At 59.9% G+C, this 22,234-nt stretch carries 24 protein-coding genes; 20 read left to right on the plus strand and 4 right to left on the minus strand.

Annotation, left to right across the window (positions count from 1 at the left end; all coding sequences use genetic code 11):
• The first annotated feature begins 82 nt into the window (after nt 1–82).
• The 4 genes from GIW69_RS03150 to GIW69_RS03165 all read left to right on the plus strand — a co-directional run bounded on the left by GIW69_RS03150 (nt 83) and on the right by GIW69_RS03165 (nt 3,221).
• Complete coding sequence (locus GIW69_RS03150; RefSeq protein ID WP_236480672.1) at nt 83–874, plus strand: CPBP family intramembrane glutamic endopeptidase; 792 nt, start codon at nt 83–85, stop codon at nt 872–874.
• Nucleotides 875–977: 103 nt separating this feature from the next.
• Complete coding sequence (locus GIW69_RS03155; RefSeq protein ID WP_236480673.1) at nt 978–2,543, plus strand: methyl-accepting chemotaxis protein; 1,566 nt, start codon at nt 978–980, stop codon at nt 2,541–2,543.
• A 315-nt stretch (nt 2,544–2,858) separates the two neighbouring features.
• Nucleotides 2,859–3,005, plus strand: a complete 147-nt coding sequence (locus GIW69_RS03160; RefSeq protein ID WP_236480674.1) for a hypothetical protein — start codon at nt 2,859–2,861, stop codon at nt 3,003–3,005.
• A 6-nt stretch (nt 3,006–3,011) separates the two neighbouring features.
• Nucleotides 3,012–3,221, plus strand: a complete 210-nt coding sequence (locus tag GIW69_RS03165; RefSeq protein WP_236480675.1) for a hypothetical protein — start codon at nt 3,012–3,014, stop codon at nt 3,219–3,221.
• Nucleotides 3,222–3,415: 194 nt separating this feature from the next.
• Here the strand turns inward: GIW69_RS03165 and GIW69_RS03170 are convergent, their stop codons facing one another.
• Nucleotides 3,416–4,093, minus strand: coding sequence for an alpha/beta family hydrolase (locus GIW69_RS03170; protein ID WP_236480676.1), 678 nt, complete (start codon nt 4,091–4,093; stop codon nt 3,416–3,418).
• Between the two features lie 97 nt (nt 4,094–4,190).
• Here GIW69_RS03170 and ccoN (GIW69_RS03175) point away from each other — a divergent pair, with 97 nt between their 5' ends.
• The 8 genes from ccoN (GIW69_RS03175) (at nt 4,191) to ccoP (GIW69_RS03210) (ending at nt 11,089) form a co-directional block, all read left to right on the plus strand.
• Nucleotides 4,191–5,615 (plus strand): cytochrome-c oxidase, cbb3-type subunit I, encoded by a 1,425-nt coding sequence (gene ccoN / locus GIW69_RS03175; RefSeq protein WP_236480677.1) that lies wholly within the window; start codon nt 4,191–4,193, stop codon nt 5,613–5,615.
• Nucleotides 5,616–5,625: 10 nt separating this feature from the next.
• The gene (ccoO, locus tag GIW69_RS03180) at nt 5,626–6,234 is read left to right on the plus strand and encodes a cytochrome-c oxidase, cbb3-type subunit II (RefSeq protein WP_236480678.1); all 609 of its coding nucleotides are present in this window, start codon (nt 5,626–5,628) and stop codon (nt 6,232–6,234) included.
• A gap of 3 nt (nt 6,235–6,237) precedes the next feature.
• The gene (locus GIW69_RS03185) at nt 6,238–6,435 is read left to right on the plus strand and encodes a cbb3-type cytochrome c oxidase subunit 3 (protein WP_236480679.1); all 198 of its coding nucleotides are present in this window, start codon (nt 6,238–6,240) and stop codon (nt 6,433–6,435) included.
• The gene (gene ccoP / locus GIW69_RS03190) at nt 6,432–7,385 is read left to right on the plus strand and encodes a cytochrome-c oxidase, cbb3-type subunit III (RefSeq protein ID WP_236480680.1); all 954 of its coding nucleotides are present in this window, start codon (nt 6,432–6,434) and stop codon (nt 7,383–7,385) included. The genes GIW69_RS03185 and ccoP (GIW69_RS03190) overlap by 4 nt, the downstream gene beginning before the upstream one ends.
• A gap of 482 nt (nt 7,386–7,867) precedes the next feature.
• Complete coding sequence (gene ccoN / locus GIW69_RS03195) at nt 7,868–9,310, plus strand: cytochrome-c oxidase, cbb3-type subunit I (RefSeq protein WP_236480681.1); 1,443 nt, start codon at nt 7,868–7,870, stop codon at nt 9,308–9,310.
• A complete protein-coding gene (ccoO, locus tag GIW69_RS03200) occupies nt 9,310–9,918 on the plus strand; it encodes a cytochrome-c oxidase, cbb3-type subunit II (RefSeq protein WP_236480682.1) in 609 nt (202 codons plus the stop codon). Before ccoN (GIW69_RS03195) ends, ccoO (GIW69_RS03200) begins: the two co-directional genes overlap by 1 nt.
• A 5-nt stretch (nt 9,919–9,923) precedes the next feature.
• Entirely contained in the window at nt 9,924–10,109 is a 186-nt protein-coding gene (locus GIW69_RS03205; RefSeq protein WP_003175465.1) for a CcoQ/FixQ family Cbb3-type cytochrome c oxidase assembly chaperone, read from the plus strand.
• The gene (gene ccoP / locus GIW69_RS03210; RefSeq protein ID WP_236480683.1) at nt 10,106–11,089 is read left to right on the plus strand and encodes a cytochrome-c oxidase, cbb3-type subunit III; all 984 of its coding nucleotides are present in this window, start codon (nt 10,106–10,108) and stop codon (nt 11,087–11,089) included. Before GIW69_RS03205 ends, ccoP (GIW69_RS03210) begins: the two co-directional genes overlap by 4 nt.
• A gap of 136 nt (nt 11,090–11,225) precedes the next feature.
• Here the strand turns inward: ccoP (GIW69_RS03210) and GIW69_RS03215 are convergent, their stop codons facing one another.
• A complete protein-coding gene (locus GIW69_RS03215) occupies nt 11,226–11,594 on the minus strand; it encodes a hypothetical protein (protein WP_236480684.1) in 369 nt (122 codons plus the stop codon).
• Nucleotides 11,595–11,872: 278 nt separating this feature from the next.
• Between GIW69_RS03215 and ccoG the strand changes: the two genes are divergently transcribed.
• The 6 genes from ccoG (at nt 11,873) to hemN (ending at nt 18,784) form a co-directional block, all read left to right on the plus strand.
• The gene (gene ccoG / locus GIW69_RS03220) at nt 11,873–13,288 is read left to right on the plus strand and encodes a cytochrome c oxidase accessory protein CcoG (RefSeq protein ID WP_236480685.1); all 1,416 of its coding nucleotides are present in this window, start codon (nt 11,873–11,875) and stop codon (nt 13,286–13,288) included.
• Between the two features lie 11 nt (nt 13,289–13,299).
• Nucleotides 13,300–13,839, plus strand: coding sequence for a FixH family protein (locus GIW69_RS03225; RefSeq protein WP_236480686.1), 540 nt, complete (start codon nt 13,300–13,302; stop codon nt 13,837–13,839).
• Between the two features lie 65 nt (nt 13,840–13,904).
• Nucleotides 13,905–16,355, plus strand: coding sequence for a heavy metal translocating P-type ATPase (locus GIW69_RS03230; protein WP_236480687.1), 2,451 nt, complete (start codon nt 13,905–13,907; stop codon nt 16,353–16,355).
• A 22-nt stretch (nt 16,356–16,377) separates the two neighbouring features.
• A complete protein-coding gene (gene ccoS / locus GIW69_RS03235) occupies nt 16,378–16,590 on the plus strand; it encodes a cbb3-type cytochrome oxidase assembly protein CcoS (RefSeq protein ID WP_236480688.1) in 213 nt (70 codons plus the stop codon).
• Nucleotides 16,583–17,266: a sulfite exporter TauE/SafE family protein gene (locus tag GIW69_RS03240; RefSeq protein ID WP_236480689.1), complete on the plus strand. Its 684-nt coding sequence runs from the start codon at nt 16,583–16,585 to the stop codon at nt 17,264–17,266. Before ccoS ends, GIW69_RS03240 begins: the two co-directional genes overlap by 8 nt.
• Nucleotides 17,267–17,401: 135 nt before the next feature.
• On the plus strand, nt 17,402–18,784 hold the full coding sequence (hemN, locus tag GIW69_RS03245) for an oxygen-independent coproporphyrinogen III oxidase (protein WP_236480690.1): 1,383 nt from the start codon (nt 17,402–17,404) through the stop codon (nt 18,782–18,784).
• On the opposite strand, the gene GIW69_RS03250 is transcribed toward hemN, so the two are convergent.
• Complete coding sequence (locus GIW69_RS03250; RefSeq protein WP_236480691.1) at nt 18,781–19,260, minus strand: hypothetical protein; 480 nt, start codon at nt 19,258–19,260, stop codon at nt 18,781–18,783. The two genes, hemN and GIW69_RS03250, sit on opposite strands and share 4 nt — an antisense overlap.
• 152 nt (nt 19,261–19,412) lie before the next feature.
• Between GIW69_RS03250 and fnr the strand changes: the two genes are divergently transcribed.
• Both fnr and GIW69_RS03260 read left to right on the plus strand, forming a co-directional pair.
• A complete protein-coding gene (fnr, locus tag GIW69_RS03255) occupies nt 19,413–20,147 on the plus strand; it encodes a fumarate/nitrate reduction transcriptional regulator Fnr (protein WP_236480692.1) in 735 nt (244 codons plus the stop codon).
• A gap of 78 nt (nt 20,148–20,225) precedes the next feature.
• Nucleotides 20,226–20,774, plus strand: coding sequence for an adenine phosphoribosyltransferase (locus tag GIW69_RS03260; RefSeq protein ID WP_236480693.1), 549 nt, complete (start codon nt 20,226–20,228; stop codon nt 20,772–20,774).
• 132 nt (nt 20,775–20,906) lie between these two features.
• On the opposite strand, the gene GIW69_RS03265 is transcribed toward GIW69_RS03260, so the two are convergent.
• The gene (locus tag GIW69_RS03265) at nt 20,907–22,055 is read right to left on the minus strand and encodes an acyl-CoA dehydrogenase family protein (protein ID WP_236480694.1); all 1,149 of its coding nucleotides are present in this window, start codon (nt 22,053–22,055) and stop codon (nt 20,907–20,909) included.
• Between the last annotated feature and the right edge of the window lie 179 nt (nt 22,056–22,234).

Here is a 22,234-nt window from a genome sequence, read left to right on the forward strand (position 1 = left end):
CGAAAATCAAAATCAAAAGATCGCAGCCTGCGGCGGCTCTTACGGGTATAAAGCTGCTTCGTTGGCACATAAGGCTTTTCCCATGACGACTTTGCCATGGCTCTATCTCGCAATGCTGAGCGTCGGTTACGCACTGGCGCTGTCGTACGGACAACTCGGTTGGCTGGCGCTGATTTCCGTGGGGTTGCTGGTGTTCGCCGCTTTCGCAGTGCGCCAGCAGATAGTGCCGGTTGCGCGGTTTCTCGGGCATGGATTGTTCATCGTTTTGGCGTTGGCCCTGGCCACGCATTGGCTGCCGGGGTTTTCCAACGGCCGGGCGATTGACCCGCAGCGCTTCACCGACAACGCCGTGCCGTTCGCGATGTATTTGAATCTCGACAAACCCTTGATCGGCTTCTGGCTGTTGCTGGTTTGCCCGTGGGTCGTTGGTCGCCGTTCACTAAGGCTTTCGGTTTATGCAGCCGTGATGGCGTTGGCCCTCACGGCGGTTCTGGTGCTGGGCGGCGCAATCCTGTTGGGCGTGATTGCCTGGGCACCGAAGTGGCCGGATCAGTCGTGGATCTGGGTGCTGAACAATCTGCTGCTGGTGACGCTGGTCGAAGAGGCGCTGTTTCGCGGCTACCTACAGGGTGGTTTCAGCCGTCGCTTCAAAAACCTGCCTTACGGTGAAAACCTTGCGCTGTTGCTCGCCTCGCTGCTGTTCGGTGTGGCGCATGCCGGCGCGGGATGGACGTGGGTGTTGCTGGCGGGTCTGGCGGGCGTCGGCTATGGTCTGGCCTATCGGTTTGGCGGACTCGGCGCTGCCATCGCCACGCACTTCGGGCTGAACCTCTTACATTTCGGGCTGTTCAGCTACCCCATGCTCGCCGGATGAGGCAAATCGTCGGTTTGCAACGGCGTACATGAAACTGAAAAAAAACTTCAATAAATAACTGACCTCGCCGACAACCTGTTACAGCCTTGCGGATCCAAACACCATGCGTAACAACCAGCCCATTACACAACGCGAACGGACATTCCCGGCGCAACAACGGTTGATTTCCACGACCGACGCCAAAGGCGTGATCTCCTACTGCAACGACGCGTTTGTCGAGATCAGCGGGTTTTCGCGCGAGGAGCTGATCCGTGCGCCGCACAACCTGGTGCGTCACCCCGACGTTCCGTCGGCGGTGTTTTCGCATATGTGGAGCACGCTGAAACAAGGCTTGCCATGGATGGGCATTGTCAAGAATCGCTGCGCCAACGGTGACCATTACTGGGTCAACGCCTATGTCACGCCGGTGTTCGATGGCAATCAGGTGGTCGGTTACGAGTCGGTGCGGATCAAACCCACCGCCGAACAGATCCAGCGTGCCGAAGCGCTTTATCAACGCATCAACCAGGGCAAATCGCCGATTCCGGGCACGGACAAATGGCTGCCGATCTTGCAGGACTGGCTGCCGTTCATTCTGGTCAGCCAGTTGAGCTTCATGATTGGCGCCACGTTGAATTCGCAATGGGGCTTCGCGCTCGCCGCCGCGCTGTCGGTGCCGCTGGGCCTGTTAGGTCTGCAATGGCAACAGCGTGGCCTCAAGCGCCTGCTGCGTCTGGCCGAACAGACGACATCCGACCCGCTGATTGCGCGGATGTACACCGACAGCCGTGGCGCGCAGGCGCGTCTGGAAATGTCGATTCTCAGCCAGGAAGCACGCCTGAAAACCTGCCTGACGCGTCTGCAGGACACCGCCGAGCACCTGACCGATCAGGCGAAACAGTCCGACGCTTTGGCGCACAACAGCTCCACCGGGCTGGAACGCCAGCGCGTGGAAACCGAACAGGTTGCCACCGCCGTCAACCAGATGGCCGCGACCACGCAGGAAGTGGCCAGCCACGTCCAGCGCACCGCCGACGCCACCCAGGAAGCCAATCGCCTGACCGGTCGCGGTCGCGACATCGCCGGGGAAACCCGCGACGCCATCCAGCGCCTGTCGGTGGTGGTCGGTGAAACCGGTCAGACCGTGACGCAACTGGCCAAAGACAGCGACGAAATCGGCGGCGTGGTCGATGTGATCAAAGGCATCGCCGACCAGACCAACCTGCTGGCACTCAACGCGGCCATCGAAGCGGCCCGGGCCGGCGAAATGGGCCGTGGTTTCGCTGTGGTCGCCGATGAAGTCCGTCAACTGGCGCAACGCACCAGCGAGTCGACCGGGCAGATCCACGCCCTGATCGCCAAGCTGCAACAGACTGCCAGCATCGCCGTGCAGACCATGGAGGCCGGACACCGTCAGGCTGAAGAAGGCGTGGCGCGGGTACTGGAAGCGGATCAGGCACTGGTCGGCATCAGCGAAGCGGTGGCCAACATCACCGACATGACCACCCAGATCGCCGCCGCGACCGAAGAGCAAAGCGCTGTCGCGGAAGAAATCAGCCGCAACATCAGCAACATCTCGGAACTGGCGGATCAGACCTCGGAACAGGCGCACAGCTCGGCGCTGCTGAGTGAAGAACTGACCAAAACCGCCAACACGCAGTATTCGTTGGTGGCGCGGTTTAACCGCTAAAAGCAAAAGATCGCAGCCTTCGGCAGCGCCTACACCCATCACCTGTAGACGTTGCCGCAGGCTGCGATCTTTTGATCTTGCTGCAAAAAACCCGGACAGCGAAAGCTTCCGGGTTTTTGTTTACCGTCCAGAAATGCCATATACGTCCGGACGTTTTTGACGACACTCTTGCGGGCTACAGAACCTTGCGCCTTTGCCTACATCCTTCCCAGAACGCACCTGCTTGTGCGGTTTAAGGCAGGGCTCTATCGTTTGCTGGTCAAAACTTATTCACATAAGCTGGTCAGCATGAATACATATCCTTCGGAGGCTCCGATGGCCACCACCAGAAAAATCGACAAGCCTGAGAAGAAGGTCATTGCTGATGAACTGACCTTTCTTGATGTTCGGCAAGCCGCTCGGGATGGGCAGAAAGCATTCGATAAATTTGTGATCACTGGCAAGCTACCTATTAAAAAGTAGGTCTGGATGCCAGCGGTAAAAATCTCTGCGCTGTTTGAACAAATCGACAACTGGCGGAATTTTGCCGCTCACTTTTATAACTACAAAATCTGCGGCGACTTACCTGCCGTTTTCGGACGAGACGAACGACTCGACCTCAGGGATATGCACCACATTCATTTGGCAAGCAATCAGGCGACTCAAGCACGTTGGGCAAAAATCCATCGTCAGTATTGACTTGGACACCCAGTAGGAAAGCAAAAAGCAAAAGATCGCAGCCTTCGGCAGCGCATACACCAATCCCCTGCAGGAGCTGCCGCAGGCTGCGATCTTTTGATCTTCCGTTTTTTTGCAATGTTGAAATCGATGTCGCCCGGCACATCGCATTCGCGAGCAAGCTCGCGATGGGGCCGGCACTGCCAGCGCATGCTCTATTGAAGAAACGCCGCCACTCGCCCGGCCGCGGCAGCCAAATGCTGCTCATGGGTAAACCCTGAAGCCTTGAGCGGCTTCAAATCGTGATCCCCCGCCACTAGCCAAAACACCTCGATGCTCGGTGACAACGCATACCGCTCAACCGCCTCGCGATTGCCCAGCGCATCCCGCTCACCCTGCACAATCAACGCTCGCGTTTTCAGCCCGGCCAAATGCTCGACCCGAGGTTTCTCCGGTTTGCCCACCGCGTAAAACGGATAGCCCAGGCACACCAGCGCATCCGCGCCCAACTCATCCGCCAGCAAACTGGCCATGCGCCCGCCCATGGACTTGCCGCCAATCGCCAGCGGCCCAGCGACATGGCGTCGCACTTGCGCATACACCTGGCGCCAGCATTCGAGCAGTTTCGGGGCCGGGTTAGGCGGCCGCTTACCGCCATCGAGCCGACGTTGGGCCATATAGGGAAATTCGAAGCGCAGCACGTTGATGCCCTGTGCAGCGAGGCGCCCCGCCATGTCCGTCATCCAGTCACTGTCCATCGGCGCGCCGGCACCATGGGCGAGGATCAGGGTGACCGATGCCTTGCCGGGCGACGCGTTCCATAACCATCCGTGATCCCGCACGCACTGCGCCCATTGATCCCCGTCAATACCGGCCTTGTGCTGTTTGTCCATGCTTGCCTCGCTTTTAGTCTGCCTATAACTCCAGACGCAGGGCGCGCTGCCTTTTTTGCAGGCGTGCGCACTTGCGCTGAACCGTGGATGGGGAACCATGAACACTTCTATCAGTACCGCCTACAACTACAAGGTGGTCCGCCAATTCGCCATTATGACGGTGGTGTGGGGCATCGTCGGCATGGGGCTCGGGGTTTTTCTCGCGGCTCAATTGGTCTGGCCGCAGCTTAACTTCGATTTGCCCTGGACCAGTTTTGGCCGTCTGCGCCCGCTGCACACCAACGCGGTGATCTTCGCGTTCGGCGGCTGCGCACTGTTCGCCAGTTCGTTTTATTCGGTGCAACGCACCTGCCAGACGCAATTGTTTGCCCCGAAAATCGCCGCGTTCTGCTTCTGGGGCTGGCAGCTTGTCATCCTGCTGGCGGCCATCAGCCTGCCGCTGGGTTACACCAGTTCCAAGGAATACGCCGAACTGGAATGGCCGATCGACATTCTGATCACCATTGTCTGGGTCGCCTACGCCGTGGTGTTTTTCGGCACGATCATGCAACGCAAGACCAAACACATTTATGTGGGTAACTGGTTTTTCGGCGCGTTCATCATCACCGTGGCGATTTTGCACATCGTCAACAACCTTGAATTGCCGGTGAGTTTCACCAAGTCCTACTCGGTGTATGCCGGTGCAACCGACGCGATGGTGCAGTGGTGGTACGGCCACAACGCCGTGGGCTTTTTCCTCACCGCCGGTTTCCTCGGGATGATGTATTACTTCGTGCCGAAACAGGCCGAGCGTCCGGTGTACTCCTATCGCCTGTCCATCGTGCACTTCTGGGCGCTGATCACCCTGTACATCTGGGCCGGCCCGCACCACTTGCACTACACCGCGCTGCCGGACTGGGCACAGTCGCTGGGCATGGTGATGTCGCTGATCCTGCTGGCACCGAGTTGGGGCGGCATGATCAACGGCATGATGACGCTGTCGGGCGCCTGGCATAAGCTGCGCAGCGACCCGATCCTGCGCTTCCTCGTGGTGTCGCTGGCGTTCTACGGCATGTCGACCTTTGAAGGTCCGATGATGGCGATCAAGACCGTCAACGCCCTCTCCCACTACACCGACTGGACTATCGGCCACGTTCACGCCGGTGCCCTCGGCTGGGTGGCGATGATTTCCATCGGCGCGCTGTACCACATGATCCCGAAAATCTTCGGACGCACGCAGATGCACAGCATCGGCCTGATCAACGCGCATTTCTGGCTTGCCACCATTGGCACCGTGCTTTACATCGCCTCGATGTGGGTCAACGGCATCGCTCAAGGCCTGATGTGGCGCGCCGTGAACGAGGACGGCACGCTGACGTATTCCTTCGTCGAAACCCTGGTGGCCAGCCACCCAGGCTTCGTCGTGCGGCTGATCGGCGGGGCGATCTTCCTCAGCGGCATGTTCCTGATGGCTTACAACACCTGGCGCACCGTTCGGGCCTCGCGGCCTGCCGACGTCGCCGCTGCCGCGCAGATGGCCTGAGGAGTCCGCCATGAAACACGAAACGATTGAAAAAAACGTCGGCTTGCTGATGCTGTTGATGGTGCTCGCCGTGAGCATCGGCGGTCTGACCCAGATTGTCCCGCTGTTCTTCCAGGACGTGACCAACAAACCGGTCGAAGGCATGAAGCCTTACACCGCACTGCAACTTGAAGGCCGCGATATCTACATCCGCGAAGGCTGCGTCGGTTGCCATTCGCAGATGATCCGGCCGTTCCGCGCCGAAACCGAACGCTACGGCCACTACTCGGTCGCTGGTGAAAGCGTCTGGGATCACCCTTTCCTGTGGGGCTCCAAGCGCACCGGACCGGATCTGGCGCGGGTCGGCGCGCGTTACTCGGATGACTGGCACCGCGCTCACCTGTACAACCCGCGCAACGTCGTGCCGGAGTCGAAAATGCCTGCCTACCCATGGCTGGTCACGCAACAGGTCGACAGCAGCCACACCGAAACCAAGCTGAAAACCATGCGCACCCTCGGCGTGCCGTACACCGACGACGACATCACCGGCGCGGTGGCCAGCCTCAAGGGCAAGACCGAAATGGACGCACTGGTCGCCTATCTGCAAGTGCTCGGCACTGCGATCAAGAGCAAGAGGTAAGCCATGGTCATTGAAATGAGCAGCGGTCTGATTCGCGGCCTCGGCACGGTCGTGGTGTTCGTGGCCTTCGTCGGCCTGACCCTTTGGGTGTTCAACAGCAAGCGCAATCCGGAATTTGCCGAAGCACGTTTGCTGCCGTTCGCTGACGAACCGCAACCCGACGCCATCCAAAAAAATGAAACAAGGAGTACCCGGCCATGACCACTTTCTGGAGTACGTGGATCTGCGTACTGACCCTTGGCAGCCTGATCGGCCTGACCTGGTTGCTGATCGGCACCCGTCGGGGCGAAACCAAGGGCAGCACCGACCAGACCATGGGCCACAGTTTCGACGGCATTGAGGAGTACGACAATCCATTGCCGCAGTGGTGGTTCATGCTGTTCGCCGGCACGCTGGTGTTCGCCGTCGGCTATCTGATTCTCTATCCGGGCCTGGGCAACTGGAAAGGCATCTTGCCGGGCTATGAGGACGGCTGGACCGGCGTGCATGAGTGGGAAAAGGAAATGAACAAGGCCGATGCCAGATTCGGCCCGGTCTTCGCCAAATTCGCCGCGATGCCGCTGGAGGAAGTGGCGCAGGATCCGCAAGCGCTGAAAATGGGCGGTCGTCTGTTCGCTTCCAACTGCTCGGTCTGCCATGGCTCGGATGCCAAGGGCGCATACGGCTTCCCGAATCTGACCGACAAGGACTGGCGCTGGGGCGGCAACGCCGAAACCATCAAGACCACCATCATGGGTGGCCGCGTGGCGGCGATGCCGGCGTGGGGTGAAGTGTTGGGTGATGCGGGCGTGAAAAACGTTGCGGCGTATGTGCGCCACGATTTGGCCGGGTTGCCGCTGCCAGCGGAGAACAAGGCTGATCTGCAAGCCGGGCAACAAGCGTTCAATACCACCTGCGCAGCCTGTCACGGCGCAAACGGTCAAGGCACTGAAGCCATGGGCGCACCCAATCTGACACACCCGGCCGGTTTCATTTACGGCACAGGTCTGACGCAACTGGAGCAAACCATCCGTTATGGCCGTCAGGGGCATATGCCTGCACAGGCCGACCTGCTCGGCAATGACAAAGTGCAACTTTTGACTGCATATGTGTACAGCCTGTCAAGCCGATTGAATACAGAAAACTTACAGACTGAAAACAAAGCCGACTGATGATTATTTCAAACACTGCCGCATTTTTTGCGATGCGGCAGTGTCTCGCCCCCTTGCGACGCATTGTCGCACCCTCAAAACGCCCCACCTTTCGGATCGTCCGATTCGGGTCTACGCTTCAGCGAAGCGGACAGGTCAACGCCGGTTCCGGATCCACCTTAAAACGCTGTGTTCAACCAATTGGCTGGGTGAATGGCCGCAAAGGCCGGTAGATACCGGCTGTCGTGCCAACTGGCTTACGTCACTCGCTCCGGCGGTTTGAACACACCCCGTTACAAGCGACCGGATCCCCTCGACTTTTTTGCCTGCCGCGACATTTTGTCAGGGGGCATTTTTGTCCTTACGCAGTGCATGGAAAGGCCGCAGAATCAGCGCCCGAAAGCATTGACGCAGGTCATGCCGCGTTGCATTGACCCCCTGCTTTCTACATACTCGCGACCAGTTTTACTCCTAATAAAATATCCAAACCGTGGAACCTTAGAATGAGCACAGCAATCAGTCCGACTGCTTATAACTATAAGGTAGTCCGCCAGTTCGCCATCATGACGGTGGTCTGGGGGATCCTTGGCATGGGGCTCGGTGTATTCATCGCCTCGCAACTGGTCTGGCCGGAGCTGAACTTCGGTCTGGAATGGACGAGCTTTGGTCGCCTGCGCCCGCTGCACACAAACCTGGTCATTTTTGCCTTCGGTGGATGTGCACTGTTTGCCACTTCCTATTACGTCGTGCAGCGAACCTGCCAGACGCGGCTGATTTCCGACAGCCTTGCGGCCTTCCACTTCTGGGGCTGGCAAGCGGTGATCATCGGCGCCATCGTCACCTTGCCGCTGGGTTACACCACCACCAAGGAATACGCTGAACTGGAATGGCCGCTGGCCATTTTGCTGGCCATTGTCTGGGTCACCTACGGTCTGGTGTTCTTCGGCACCATCGTCAAGCGCAAGACCAAGCACATCTACGTCGGCAACTGGTTCTACGGCGCGTTCATCGTCGTGACCGCGATGTTGCACATCGTCAACCACATGTCGCTGCCGGTCAGTCTGTTCAAGTCGTATTCGGCTTACTCGGGCGCAACCGACGCGATGATCCAGTGGTGGTACGGCCACAACGCCGTGGGTTTCTTCCTGACCACCGGCTTCCTGGGGATGATGTATTACTTCGTGCCGAAACAGGCCGAACGTCCGATCTACTCCTATCGCCTGTCGATTGTTCACTTCTGGGCGCTGATCACCCTGTACATCTGGGCCGGCCCGCACCACCTTCACTACACCGCGCTGCCGGACTGGGCACAATCGCTGGGCATGGCGATGTCGATCATCCTGCTCGCGCCAAGCTGGGGCGGCATGATCAACGGCATGATGACCCTGTCGGGCGCCTGGCATAAGCTGCGCACCGACCCGATCCTGCGCTTCCTTGTGGTGTCGCTGGCGTTCTACGGCATGTCGACCTTTGAAGGTCCGATGATGGCGATCAAGACCGTCAACTCGCTCTCGCACTACACCGACTGGACCATCGGCCACGTACACGCCGGCGCGCTCGGCTGGGTGGCGATGATTTCCATCGGCGCGATCTATCACATGATTCCACGACTGTTCGGCCGCGCGCAGATGCACAGCACCGGCCTGATCAACGCTCACTTCTGGCTCGCTACCATCGGCACCGTGCTTTACATCGCGTCGATGTGGGTCAACGGCATTACCCAAGGCCTGATGTGGCGTGCAATCAACGATGACGGCACCCTCACCTACTCGTTCGTCGAAGCGCTGCAAGCCAGCCATCCCGGCTTCATTGTTCGCGCCCTGGGCGGGGCGTTCTTTGCCAGCGGCATGTTGCTGATGGCTTACAACGTCTGGCGCACCGTGCGCGCCTCGAACCCGGCCGAAGCTGAAGCCGCCGCCACGATTGCTGTAGTTGGAGCTCACTGATGAAGCATGAAGCCGTCGAGAAGAACATTGGCCTGCTGGCCTTCTTCATGGTCATCGCCGTCAGCGTGGGTGGCCTGACTCAAATCGTTCCGCTGTTTTTCCAGGACGTTACCAACAAGCCGGTCGAAGGCATGAAGCCACGCCCGGCCCTGGAACTGGAAGGTCGCGACATCTACATCGCCAACGGCTGTGTCGGCTGCCACTCGCAGATGATCCGTCCGTTCCGTGCTGAAACCGAACGCTACGGCCACTACTCGGTCGCCGGTGAAAGCGTCTGGGACCACCCGTTCCTGTGGGGTTCCAAGCGTACCGGCCCGGATCTGGCCCGTGTCGGCGGTCGTTACTCCGATGACTGGCATCGCGCGCATTTGTACAACCCGCGCAACGTGGTGCCGGAATCGAAAATGCCGGCGTACCCGTTCCTCGTGGAACACAAGCTCGACGGCAATGACACTGCCAAGAAAATGGAAGTCCTGCGTACGCTCGGCGTGCCTTACACCGACGAAGATATCGCCGGTGCGAAGGATGCCGTGAAGGGCAAGACCGAAATGGACGCGCTGGTGGCCTATCTGCAAGGCCTGGGCACCATCATCAAAAGCAAACGGTGATCTGAATGGATATCGGGATGATTCGAGGCCTGGGCACCGTTGTCGTGATGGTGGCCTTCATCGGTCTGGCGTTGTGGGTGTTCAGCCCCAAGCGCAAGTCGGAGTTTGAAGACGCGACCTTGCTGCCTTTTGCGGATGATCCCGAAGCCATCAAGCACGTCGAGCAAGCTTCTAGGAGTAACAAAGAATGACTACATTCTGGAGTCTGTACGTCACAGTCCTCAGTCTGGGCACCATTTTCGCCCTGACCTGGCTGCTGCTGTCGACCCGTAAAGGCCAGCGCAGCGAGCAGACAGATGAAACGGTCGGCCACTCCTTCGACGGGATCGAGGAGTACGACAACCCGCTGCCGAAATGGTGGTTCATGCTGTTCGTGGGCACCATCATCTTCGCCCTCGGCTATCTGGTTCTGTACCCGGGACTGGGCAACTGGAAAGGCCTGTTGCCGGGTTACAACTACCTGGATAACGACAAGCAGACCGCGTTCGCCAATGGCAAGACCGGTTGGACCGGCGTTCACGAATGGGAAAAAGAAATGGCCCGCTCGGACGCCAAGTTCGGCCCGATCTTCGCCAAGTTCGCCGCCATGCCGATCGAAGAAGTGGCCAAGGATCCGCAAGCCCTGAAGATGGGCGGACGACTGTTCGCTTCCAACTGCTCGGTCTGCCACGGCTCCGACGCCAAGGGCGCCTATGGCTTCCCCAATCTGACCGACGCCGACTGGCGCTGGGGCGGTGAGCCGGAAACCATCAAGACCACCATCATGGGCGGTCGCCATGCGGTTATGCCGGCGTGGGCCGAAGTGATCGGCGAACAAGGCGTTGCCGACGTCGCCGCTTTCGTCGTCAGCAACCTCGACGGCCGCAAGCTGCCGGAAGACGCCAAGGCTGATCCAGTCAACGGCCAGAAATTGTTCGCCGCCAACTGCGTGGCGTGCCACGGCCCGGCGGGCAAAGGCACCCCGGCAATGGGCGCGCCTGACCTGACTCACCCGGCCGCGTTCATCTACGGTTCAAGCTTCGCCCAACTGCAACAGACTATCCGTTACGGCCGCCAGGGCCAGATGCCTGCCCAGGAACAGCTGCAAGGCAACGACAAGGTTCACTTGTTGGCCGCCTACGTTTACAGCCTGTCTCACGGTGAAAAAGCACCCGAGCCCGAGGCGCAATAAGTAAAGGCTCGTTGTAACGAAAAAAGCCCCGTCAGCGAACCGACGGGGCTTTTTTATTGTTTGCCAGCCCAGATTGACTTCACTGGCACCGTGCTGACCAGTGTCCGGTCACGCCACTGGTTGTCCCGCACAAGGATCAATCAAGAATCTTGCCGCCTCCCAAACCATCCAGCGGATCGCGCGGCCTTGGCCTGGAGGGCGGCTTGTTGCCGGCCAATGATTGCTTCGTGTTCATTGGGCCTGTGGGCGTTGGCAAGGCACCCTGAGTTGCCAATGCTTCAAGCGCTACGTGAAGGGCCGCGGCAACCAGCGGCGCTTTCGGCACTGCGGCGTCGACAATGCTTTTTAACGCATCGATTTCATGCGTGACGTTTTCAATGCTTTTCACAGCGTCCTGCATAATGTTCATCCTTGAGAAAGTGCTGTCCTGGAAATATTCGCTATCACTGCTACGCGCCTGATCGACTGCAAAACCGTGATCTTGTCGACCATACAGATACCGCATCCCTGCGACCAATCTGCTGTGTCTCAAGGTTTGTTGAGCCGTCACTTCTGTTCGAAAACAACGTCCGGTAAAAATCCGTCCATACTCAACAAGTCAATTGACCTGCGTCAGGCTTTGCTGGATTCGCTACACCATTCATGATTTTTCCCCAACGCGACCAAAGGTCGCACCCTTGAGCCAGAGCGACAGGCGTATCATCGCGTCACTGCAACAACCCTTTTTGACCCCGGTCGGCATGTATCGACCGAGGCATTTTTCCACTGCCGTGGGATGCACTGATGAGCAACCAGATTCCGGTACACGACGTCACGCCACCGAGTAAAAACGCGAACAACAGCGTCGATCTTTACGCCTCTCGAGAAAAAATCTACACCCGCGCCTTTACTGGCCTGTTCCGTAATCTGCGGATGATGGGCGGGGCTTTGCTGTTTCTTTTGTATTTCGGCACGGTGTGGCTCGACTGGGGCGGCCACCAAGCAGTGTGGTGGAACTTGCCTGAGCGAAAATTCTTTATTTTTGGCGCCACGTTCTGGCCGCAGGATTTCATTCTGCTGTCCGGCCTGTTGATCATCGCGGCGTTCGGGCTGTTCTTCATCACCGTGTATGCCGGCCGGGTCTGGTGCGGCTATACCTGCCCGCAAAGCGTGTGGACGTGGATTTTCATGTGGTGCGAAAAGGTCACCGAAGGCGACCGCAACCAGCGCATCAAGCTCGACAAGGCGCCGATGGGGGCCAACAAGTTCCTGCGTAAACTCGCCAAGCATTCGTTGTGGCTGCTGATCGGTTTTGTCACCGGCATGACCTTCGTCGGCTACTTCTCACCGATCCGCGAACTGGTTTTCGATTTCTTCACCGGCCAGGCCGATGGCTGGTCGTACTTCTGGGTCGGTTTCTTCACCCTCGCCACGTACGGCAATGCCGGCTGGTTGCGCGAGCAAGTGTGCATCTACATGTGTCCGTATGCGCGCTTTCAAAGCGTGATGTTCGACAAGGACACGCTGATCGTTTCCTACGACCCGCGTCGCGGTGAAAGCCGTGGCCCGCGCAAGAAAGGCATCGACTACAAGGCTCTGGGCCTGGGCGATTGCATCGATTGCACCATGTGCGTTCAGGTCTGCCCGACCGGCATCGACATCCGCGACGGCTTGCAGATCGAGTGCATCGGCTGCGCCGCGTGCATCGACGCCTGCGACAGCATCATGGACAAAATGGATTACCCGCGCGGGCTCATCAGCTACACCACCGAACATAACCTCTCCGGGCAGAAAACCCATAAACTGCGTCCGCGACTGATCGGCTATGCCGTGGTGCTGCTGGCAATGATCAGCCTGCTGGTGACCGCTTTCATCATGCGCCCGCTGGTGGGTTTCGATGTCAGCAAGGACCGTGTGCTGTACCGGGAAAACGCCGAAGGCCGGATCGAAAACGTCTACAGCCTGAAGATCATGAACAAGGATCAGCGCGACCACACGTACATACTGGACGCCAGCGGTCTGCCGGATCTGCGCCTGCAAGGCAAACGCGAGTTCAAGGTCGGTGCCGGGGACATCTTCACCCAGCCGGTCGAGTTGTCCAGCGCACCGGAGCAATTGCCGTCGAGCACCAACGAGGTGAAATTCACCCTCAAGGATGCCGATGACGACAGCGTCCACGTAGAAGCCAAGAGCCGATTCATCGGCCCACAAATTCGTTGAGAGAACTGAACATGCCCGCAGCAAACGCCGCAAGCCCCTGGTACAAGCACCTTTGGCCATGGATCATCATCGCGATTCTGGCCTGCTCGGTGACGCTGACTTTGTCGATGGTGACCATTGCGGTGAACAACCCGGACAACCTGGTCAACGACAATTACTACGAGGCCGGTAAAGGCATCAACCGCTCGCTGGATCGCGAACTGCTGGCGCAGAACCTGAAGATGCGCGCCAACGTTCATCTGGACGACATGACTGGCGAAGTCGATTTGCGCTTGAGTGGCGACAGCCAGCCAAAAACCCTGGAGCTGAACCTGATCTCGCCGACGCAGCCCGAGAAGGATCGCAAGATTGTCCTGAGCCGCAGCGAAACCGAACAGGGGCGCTACATCGGTCAACTGGCGGACAAGGTCGAAGGCCGCCGGTTTGTCGAGCTGCTGGGCAGCCAGAATGATCAGGTCTGGCGGATGTTTGAAGAGGAACTGGTCAGCCACGACAAGGATTTGCTGCTCGGCGACGAACCGCTGCAAGGCGCCGAAGACCTTAAGAAATAAGAACCATCTGATCGTTCCCATGCGCCGCGTGGGACGATCATTGGACATCGCCCCGTGAAAGCCACATGACCATCCCACTCCCCTGTTACCACTGCGCCCTGCCCGTTCCGCCCGGCAGCCGCTTTACCGCCGTTGTGCTCGGGGAGTCCCGCGAATTCTGCTGCCCCGGTTGTCAGGCCGTGGCCGAAGCCATCGTCGCCGGCGGGCTGGACAGTTACTACCAACACCGCAGCGAAGCTTCGGCCAACCCCGAGGCATTGCCGGTGCAACTGGTCGACGAACTGGCGCTGTATGACCGCGCCGATGTGCAGAAACCGTTCGTCCGCCACGAAGGCGAGCTGGCCGAAACGACGTTGTTGATGGAAGGCATCAGTTGTGCCGCGTGCGGCTGGCTGATCGAGAAACACCTGCGCGCCCTGCCTGCCGTTTCCGAAGCACGCCTGAATCTGTCCAACCATCGCCTGCACGTACGCTGGGCCGATGCACAGTTGCCGCTGAGCCAGATGCTCGCCGAATTGCGCCACATCGGTTACGCCGCCCACCCCTATCAGGCCGACCGCGCCAGCGAACAACTGGCCAGCGAAAACCGTCTGGCTCTGCGCCAGCTCGGCGTCGCGGGGCTGCTGTGGTTCCAGGCGATGATGGCAACGATGGCGACCTGGCCTGAATTCAATATCGACCTGAGCCCCGAGCTGCACACGATTCTGCGCTGGGTCGCGCTGTTCCTGACCACGCCAATCGTGTTTTACAGCTGCGCGCCGTTCTTCAAAGGCGCGATGCGCGATCTGCGCACTCGCCACCTGACCATGGACGTCTCGGTGTCGCTGGCCATCGGCAGCGCCTATGTCGCCGGAATCTGGACATCGATCACCGGCGTCGGCGAACTGTATTTCGACGCCGTTGGCATGTTCGCCCTGTTCCTGCTCGCCGGGCGTTATCTCGAACGTCGCGCCCGGGAGCGCACCGCGGCCGCGACGGCTCAGTTGGTCAACCTGTTACCGGCCTCTTGCCTGCGCCTCGATGACGCCGGGCAAAGCGAACGCATTCTGCTCACCGAACTGCGCCTGGGCGACACGGTGCTGGTGCCGCCGGGGGCGATTCTGCCGGCGGACGGCAAGATAATCGACGGCCAGTCGAGCGTCGATGAATCGCTTCTCACTGGCGAATACCTGCCGCAACCCCGCAGGCCGGGCGATGCAGTGACTGCCGGCACGCTCAACGTCGAAGGCGCATTGACGGTGCAAGTGCAGGCGCTGGGTCAGGAAACGCGACTGTCGGCCATCGTTCGCCTGCTCGACCGCGCCCAGGCGGAAAAACCCCGGCTGGCGGAAATTGCAGACCGCGCCGCGCAATGGTTTTTGTTGCTGTCGCTGATCGCGGCGGCGGCCATCGGCCTGTTGTGGTGGGAGCTGGATTCGTCCCGCGCGTTCTGGATCGTGCTGGCGATGCTCGTCGCCACCTGCCCGTGCGCACTGTCGCTCGCCACGCCCACTGCCCTCACCGCCGCCACTGGCACGCTGCATAAACTCGGGTTGCTACTGACCCGTGGTCATGTGCTCGAAGGATTGAACCAGATCGACACGGTGATTTTCGACAAGACGGGTACGCTCACCGAAGGACGACTGGTGCTGCGTTCGATCCGTCCGCTCGGCATGATGGATAGCGACCAATGCCTGAGCCTCGCCGCCGCCCTGGAAAACCGTTCCGAGCACCCGATTGCCCGCGCGTTTGGCCGCGCACCGCTGGCGGCCGAAGACGTCGCCAGCACGCCGGGACTGGGCCTTGAAGGCGTTGTCGGCGACCAACGCTTGCGCATCGGCGAGTCAGGGTTTGTCTGCGCTTTGAGCCAGTCCACCGTGCCCGCAATGCCGGCCGAACCGGGACAATGGCTGTTGCTCGGCGATCAACAAGGGCCGCTGGCCTGGTTCGTTCTCGATGATCGTTTGCGCGCCGATGCGCCGGCTCTGCTTGCGGCGTGCAAGGCGCGTGGCTGGAAGACGTTGCTGCTGTCCGGCGACAGTTCGCCGATGGTCGCCAGTGTCGCCGCCGAACTGGGGATCGACGAGGCCCGTGGCGGTCTGCGCCCGGACGACAAGCTGCACGTCCTGCAACAACTGCACAAGGAAGGCCGCAAGGTGTTGATGCTCGGTGACGGCGTCAATGATGTGCCGGTGCTGGCCGCCGCCGACATCAGCGTGGCCATGGGCTCGGCCACGGATCTGGCGAAAACCAGTGCCGATGCGGTGCTGCTGTCCAATCGTCTCGACGCGCTGGTGCAGGCCTTTTCGCTGGCGCGGCGCACACGCCGGGTGATCATTGAAAACCTGTTGTGGGCCGGTCTGTACAATGGCCTCATGTTGCCCTTCGCCGCCCTCGGCTGGATCACCCCGGTATGGGCGGCGGTCGGCATGTCCATCAGTTCGTTGACCGTGGTGCTCAATGCCTTGCGCCTGACCCGCACACCGGCCGCGCCGACCGTCCACGCCACGACCGAAACCCGCCCGCTGCCGGCCTGAGCCGACCGGGCCTGGAGTACAGATGCCAGCGCTCTACGTGATGATTCCCGCCGCCCTGCTGATCGTGGCCATCGCCGTGTACATCTTCTTCTGGGCGGTGGACAGCGGCCAGTACGACGACCTCGATGGCCCGGCCCACAGCATCCTGTTTGACGATCAAGATCCGAACCACACCGCTGCCGTCGATGAAGCCAAGCAGGATCAACCCGACGATAAGGTGCCGCCCCATGCTTGAACTGGCGCCCCTGCTGGTCTCGGCGTTGATCCTCGGCCTGCTCGGCGGCGGCCACTGCCTGGGCATGTGCGGCGGCTTGATGGGCGCGCTGACGTTGGCGATCCCCAAGGAGCAACGCAGCCGGCGCTTTCGCCTGTTGCTGGCGTACAACCTCGGGCGGATCCTCAGTTACGCCACCGCCGGCCTGTTGATCGGCCTGGCCGGCTGGGCGGTCGCCAACAGTCCGGCGGCGATGTTCATGCGGATTCTGGCCGGGTTGCTGCTGATCGCCATGGGCTTGTATCTGGCCGGTTGGTGGAGCGGACTGACGCGCATCGAAAGCCTGGGACGCGGTCTGTGGCGCTACATCCAGCCTGTCGCCAATCGTCTGTTGCCGGTGTCGAGCCTGCCCCGTGCTTTGTTGCTCGGCGCGTTGTGGGGCTGGCTGCCCTGCGGATTGGTTTACAGCACGTTGTTGTGGTCGGCCAGCCAGGGCAATGCGCTCGACAGCGCGCTGCTGATGCTCGCGTTTGGCCTGGGCACCTGGCCGGTGCTGCTGGCAACCGGTCTCGCCGCTGAACGGGTCACGGCGCTGTTGCGCAAGCGCAGCGTGCGCATGGCCGGCGGACTGCTGGTGATCCTGTTTGGTGTCTGGACACTGCCCGGCCCGCATCAGCATTGGTTGATGGGGCATTAGATCGGCGGTGCGGCCTGCTCGCGAAGAGGCTCGCGCCGACACCATAAATTCCCCCCGTTGATGCAAATCAACACGCGCCAAAGACCCCGCCCCTAGACTCGCCAACACTGCCTGCCTATCCGGGGAAACGCCCGCATGCTCGATTCTATTCGTTGGGACACCGATTTGATCCGCCGTTATGACCTGGCGGGGCCGCGCTACACCTCGTATCCGACCGCTGTGCAATTCAACAGTCAGGTCGGCAGCTTCGACCTGTTTCATGCGTTGCGCGACAGCCGCAAAGCCCTGCGTCCGTTGTCGCTGTACGTGCATGTGCCGTTCTGCGCGAACATTTGCTACTACTGCGCCTGCAACAAAGTCATCACCAAGGATCGCGGGCGCGCTCAGCCTTATCTGCAACGACTGGAGCATGAAATCCAGCTGATCGCCTGCCGCCTCGACCCGGCGCAAAAGGTCGAGCAACTGCACTTCGGCGGCGGCACCCCGACCTTCCTCAGCCACGACGAGCTGCGTCAGTTGATGGCGCACCTGCGCAAGCATTTCAATTTGCTGGACGACGACTCGGGTGATTACGGCATCGAAATCGACCCGCGCGAAGCCGACTGGTCAACCATGGGATTGCTCCGCGAACTGGGCTTCAATCGCGTGAGCATTGGCTTGCAAGACCTTGACCCGACCGTGCAGCGAGCGGTCAATCGCCTGCAAAGCCTGGAAGAAACCCGCGCCGTGATCGATGCCGCGCGCACCCTGCAATTTCGCTCGATCAACATCGACCTGATTTACGGTTTGCCCAAACAAACACCGGACAACTTCGCCCATACCGTCGAGGAAGTCATCAGCCTGCAACCGGATCGTCTCTCGGTGTTCAACTACGCGCACCTGCCGGAGCGCTTCATGCCCCAGCGGCGCATCAACGGCGACGACTTGCCCAGCCCGGCGCAAAAGCTTGAAATGCTCCAGCGCACCATCGAACAACTGACCGCCGCCGGCTACCGCTACATCGGCATGGATCACTTCGCCCTGCCCGACGATGAGCTGGCGATCGCCCAGGAAGAGTCCACCCTGCAACGCAATTTTCAGGGTTACACGACCCACGGCCATTGCGATCTCATCGGCCTGGGCGTGTCGGCAATCAGCCAGATCGGCGATCTGTATTGCCAGAACAGCAGTGACCTCAACGAGTACCAGAACACCCTCGCTGCCGCGCAACTGGCCACCAGCCGGGGCTTGCTGTGCAACGCCGACGACCGCTTGCGTCGTGCGGTGATTCAACAGCTGATCTGTAACTTCAGCCTGGACTTCAACGAGATCGAAAAAACTTTCAACGTCGATTTTCAGGGCTATTTCGGCGCGCTGTGGCCGCAATTGCAGGAAATGGCCAATGATGGCCTGATCGAGCTCGATCGCGAACGGATCGAGGTGTTACCGGCCGGACGCCTGCTCGTGCGCTCGGTGTGCATGGTGTTCGACGCGTATCTGGAACAGCAGAACCGCCAGCGCTTCTCCCGGGTGATTTAGTTCTTCATCAAAAGCGCGGCGGTTTTCATTGTTTGCTCGGGCGTCAGATTCGACGGGTTCATGACTTTGGATAACGCCAGGTTCGCCGTGATCAAGCCGCTGTTAAGACCAGCGATGGCCCCCCGCAGCGCGGCGAGTTTGGCGATTTTTTCTTCGATGGAGAGACGCTTGTCAGCCATCACCGCTTGAATGCGTGCGTTCTTCTCGGCGATCTGCTGTTGCAACTGGCGAATCATCTTCAAGAGTTGCTGGATGTTTTCCGGCAAGCCGCTTTCTTCGATATCACGATTGTCGCCGCCGGAATGGCTGGATTTATCGAGCCCGGCAGTGGACAGCGACACTTTGACACTTTCGACCAAAGTCGCAGACGGCGAAGTCAGTGAATCCGTGTCTGCACGTTGGGAGACCCCGCCGATATTGTCTGACAGTGACGCAACGCCGCTGTTTCCGGGGGGCAATGTGCCGATGACGGACATTTTCTACTCCTTGTATGCACTCTGTTACAACCGTATCGGCCGCCGGTGACGGGGCTTTAAGCGCTGGAAGAATCTCGCCACAGGCTGGCCTGAATGTCTGCCCCTGAGTTACCCTTACGGCTTATGTGTGTTTTCTCACAAGGATTCAAGAAATGTCCGAGCCAGTCAAACTGCGCGCTCACAACCAGGCCCATTGCAAGGATTGCAGCCTGGCCCCTCTTTGCCTGCCACTTTCTCTGAATCTGGAAGACATGGATGCGCTGGACGAAATCGTAAAACGCGGCCGCCCGCTGAAGAAAGGCGAGTTCCTGTTCCGCCAGGGCGACACCTTCGATTCCGTCTATGCAGTACGCTCCGGCGCATTGAAAACGTTCAGCCTGAGCGATGCCGGCGAAGACCAGCTCACCGGGTTTCACCTGCCGAGCGAACTGGTCGGCCTGTCAGGCATGGACACCGAGAAACATCCGGTCTCGGCCCAGGCGATGGAAACCACCTCGGTCTGCGAAATCCCCTTCGAACGCCTTGATGAACTGGCCGTGCAACTGCCTCAGCTGCGCCGTCAGCTGATGCGTGTCATGAGCCGCGAGATCCGCGACGATCAGCAAATGATGCTGCTGCTCTCGAAGAAAACCGCCGACGAGCGCATCGCCACTTTTCTGGTCAACCTGTCCGCACGTTTCCGTGCTCGAGGCTTCTCGGCCAACCAGTTCCGCCTGAGCATGTCGCGCAACGAAATCGGCAACTATCTGGGCCTGGCGGTGGAAACCGTGTCCCGGGTGTTCACCCGGTTCCAGCAGAACGAATTGATTGCCGCCGAGGGCAAGGAAATCCATATCCTCGATCCAATCCAGCTGTGCGCGCTGGCCGGCGGCTCGCTCGAAGGCTGATCCGGATCCGCGGTTGAGCGAATCGTTTCAGCCACGGGTATACTGCGCCGTTTGTAGCCCTGCCAGGATTCTCCGACTATGGCTTTCGACGCCTTCGACATCAAATCCCTGATCCGCCCTGTGATCGACTTCCCGAAACCGGGCGTGATCTTTCGCGACATCACCCCGCTGTTCCAGTCGCCGACCGCGCTGCGCCTGGTGATGGACAGCTTTGCCCACCGCTACGTCGAGGCCGACTTTACTCACATCGGCGCGATGGACGCCCGGGGCTTTTTGATCGGTTCGGTGCTGGCCTATCAGTTGAACAAGCCGCTGGTGTTGTTCCGCAAGCAAGGCAAACTGCCGGCCGACGTCTGGGCCGAGGCTTACGCCACCGAATACGGTGAAGCGTTCCTCGAAGTGCATGCCGACAGCCTGTGCGAAGGCGATTCGGTGGTGATGTTCGATGACTTGATCGCCACCGGCGGCACGTTGATCGCTGCCGCGAATCTGATCCGCCGCATGGGCGCCCGCGTGCATGAGGCGGCGGCGATCATTGATTTGCCGGAGCTGGGTGGTTCGCAGCGCTTGCAGGATATGGGAATTCCTACGTTCTGCCTGACCCAGTTTTCTCTCGCCGAAAAATAAGGGCGTCTGCACGGGCCTCATCGCTGGCAAGCCAGCTCCCACAGGTTTGATTGTGATCACAATATTTGTGACCAACCCAAACCACTGTGGGAGCTGGCAAGCCAGCGATGGCGTCAGCACCTGCTCTGCCGATCAAAGCCCCATCTGCTTGCTGATGATTTCATTCATCACTTCCCGCGTGCCGCCGCCGATCGACAAAATGCGGTTATCCCGGAACAACCGCTCCACCAGGCTTTCGCGCATGTAACCCAACCCACCCAGAATCTGCACCGCTTCAGTGGTGATGCGATCCGAGGTGTCGGTGGCAAAATTCTTGGCCATGGAAATTTCCCTGATCACGCTCTGCCCCGCCGCCATTTTCGCGGCCTGGCGATAGGTGAACTCCCGTGACACTTCCAGCGCCGTGGCCATCTCGGCGAGGCGATGCTTGATGACCTGAAACTTGCCGATGGGTTTGCCGAACGCCTGCCGCTCGCGCGCCCACTTCAGGCTTTCTTCCAGCGCCAGTTGCGCGGTCATGTTGGCCATCAACGCCAGTGCCAGGCGTTCACTCTGAAAGTTGCCCATGATGCAGGCGAACCCCATGTTCTCGGCGCCGATCAGATTGCCTACCGGCACACGGCAGTCGTCGAAGAACAATTCAGCCGTGTCCGACGCCCACCAACCCATTTTCTTCAACTGCCCGCCGACGGTGAATCCGGGCGTACCCTTTTCAATCAACAGCAGACTGATGCCGCCGAAGCCCGGCTCGCCGGTGCGCACCGCCACGGTATAAAAATCGGCGCGCACGCCACTGGTGATAAAGGTTTTGCTGCCGCTGACTCGATAGACCTCACCATCACGCACGGCACGGGTTTGCAGATTGGCAACATCGGAGCCGCCGCCGGGCTCGGTGACGGCCAGGGCGCTGATCTTTTCGCCGCTGAGCACTTGCGGTACGACACGGTCGCGCACGTCGGGCCGGGCCCATTTGACGATCGGCGGCAAACCGATATCAAGCGAGCCTAGCCCCGCCACCAGACCGCCGGAGCCGCAACGCATCAATTCTTCGCTGGCGGCGACTTTGGCGAACAGATCGCCTTCGTGGCTGCCGCCCAACACTTCGGGATAGCCGATACCGAGAATGCCCGCGCTGCCGGCCTTCAGGTACAGCTCACGGGGAAAGCTTTCGGATTCTTCCCACTGGTCAATGTCCGGCAGGATCTCGCGCTCAACGAAACGTCTGACGCTGTCGCGAACCAATTGGTGGCTGGGATCGAAGTATTCCTGGAAGGCGGGCATCGGCAAACTCCTCGGAGGGGTTGGCCGACGTTAACCGAGCGCTTGCTTGGTTTTCAACTGGATTGTTTAAGGCAAATAGACCGAGGCGCCTCCATCGCTGGCAAGCCAGCTCCCACAGGGTTCATTGTTGATCACACTTTTGTGAACAACCTAAATCCTGTGGGAGCTGCTTGCCAGCG

This window comes from Pseudomonas syringae, from assembly GCF_021605415.1.
Classification (GTDB): domain Bacteria; phylum Pseudomonadota; class Gammaproteobacteria; order Pseudomonadales; family Pseudomonadaceae; genus Aquipseudomonas; species Aquipseudomonas syringae_S.

Excerpts from the sequence above, each read along its gene's own strand:
- GIW69_RS03150 (WP_236480672.1), top strand. The coding sequence starts at position 83 with ATGACGACTTTGCCATGGCTCTATCTCGCAATGCTGAGCGTCGGTTAC.
- GIW69_RS03155 (WP_236480673.1), top strand. The coding sequence starts at position 978 with ATGCGTAACAACCAGCCCATTACACAACGCGAACGGACATTCCCGGCG.
- GIW69_RS03160 (WP_236480674.1), top strand. The coding sequence starts at position 2,859 with ATGGCCACCACCAGAAAAATCGACAAGCCTGAGAAGAAGGTCATTGCT.
- GIW69_RS03165 (WP_236480675.1), top strand. The coding sequence starts at position 3,012 with ATGCCAGCGGTAAAAATCTCTGCGCTGTTTGAACAAATCGACAACTGG.
- GIW69_RS03170 (WP_236480676.1), bottom strand. The coding sequence starts at position 4,093 with ATGGACAAACAGCACAAGGCCGGTATTGACGGGGATCAATGGGCGCAG.
- ccoN (WP_236480677.1), top strand. The coding sequence starts at position 4,191 with ATGAACACTTCTATCAGTACCGCCTACAACTACAAGGTGGTCCGCCAA.
- ccoO (WP_236480678.1), top strand. The coding sequence starts at position 5,626 with ATGAAACACGAAACGATTGAAAAAAACGTCGGCTTGCTGATGCTGTTG.
- GIW69_RS03185 (WP_236480679.1), top strand. The coding sequence starts at position 6,238 with ATGGTCATTGAAATGAGCAGCGGTCTGATTCGCGGCCTCGGCACGGTC.
- ccoP (WP_236480680.1), top strand. The coding sequence starts at position 6,432 with ATGACCACTTTCTGGAGTACGTGGATCTGCGTACTGACCCTTGGCAGC.
- ccoN (WP_236480681.1), top strand. The coding sequence starts at position 7,868 with ATGAGCACAGCAATCAGTCCGACTGCTTATAACTATAAGGTAGTCCGC.
- ccoO (WP_236480682.1), top strand. The coding sequence starts at position 9,310 with ATGAAGCATGAAGCCGTCGAGAAGAACATTGGCCTGCTGGCCTTCTTC.
- GIW69_RS03205 (WP_003175465.1), top strand. The coding sequence starts at position 9,924 with ATGGATATCGGGATGATTCGAGGCCTGGGCACCGTTGTCGTGATGGTG.
- ccoP (WP_236480683.1), top strand. The coding sequence starts at position 10,106 with ATGACTACATTCTGGAGTCTGTACGTCACAGTCCTCAGTCTGGGCACC.
- GIW69_RS03215 (WP_236480684.1), bottom strand. The coding sequence starts at position 11,594 with ATGCGGTATCTGTATGGTCGACAAGATCACGGTTTTGCAGTCGATCAG.
- ccoG (WP_236480685.1), top strand. The coding sequence starts at position 11,873 with ATGAGCAACCAGATTCCGGTACACGACGTCACGCCACCGAGTAAAAAC.
- GIW69_RS03225 (WP_236480686.1), top strand. The coding sequence starts at position 13,300 with ATGCCCGCAGCAAACGCCGCAAGCCCCTGGTACAAGCACCTTTGGCCA.
- GIW69_RS03230 (WP_236480687.1), top strand. The coding sequence starts at position 13,905 with ATGACCATCCCACTCCCCTGTTACCACTGCGCCCTGCCCGTTCCGCCC.
- ccoS (WP_236480688.1), top strand. The coding sequence starts at position 16,378 with ATGCCAGCGCTCTACGTGATGATTCCCGCCGCCCTGCTGATCGTGGCC.
- GIW69_RS03240 (WP_236480689.1), top strand. The coding sequence starts at position 16,583 with ATGCTTGAACTGGCGCCCCTGCTGGTCTCGGCGTTGATCCTCGGCCTG.
- hemN (WP_236480690.1), top strand. The coding sequence starts at position 17,402 with ATGCTCGATTCTATTCGTTGGGACACCGATTTGATCCGCCGTTATGAC.
- GIW69_RS03250 (WP_236480691.1), bottom strand. The coding sequence starts at position 19,260 with ATGTCCGTCATCGGCACATTGCCCCCCGGAAACAGCGGCGTTGCGTCA.
- fnr (WP_236480692.1), top strand. The coding sequence starts at position 19,413 with ATGTCCGAGCCAGTCAAACTGCGCGCTCACAACCAGGCCCATTGCAAG.
- GIW69_RS03260 (WP_236480693.1), top strand. The coding sequence starts at position 20,226 with ATGGCTTTCGACGCCTTCGACATCAAATCCCTGATCCGCCCTGTGATC.
- GIW69_RS03265 (WP_236480694.1), bottom strand. The coding sequence starts at position 22,055 with ATGCCCGCCTTCCAGGAATACTTCGATCCCAGCCACCAATTGGTTCGC.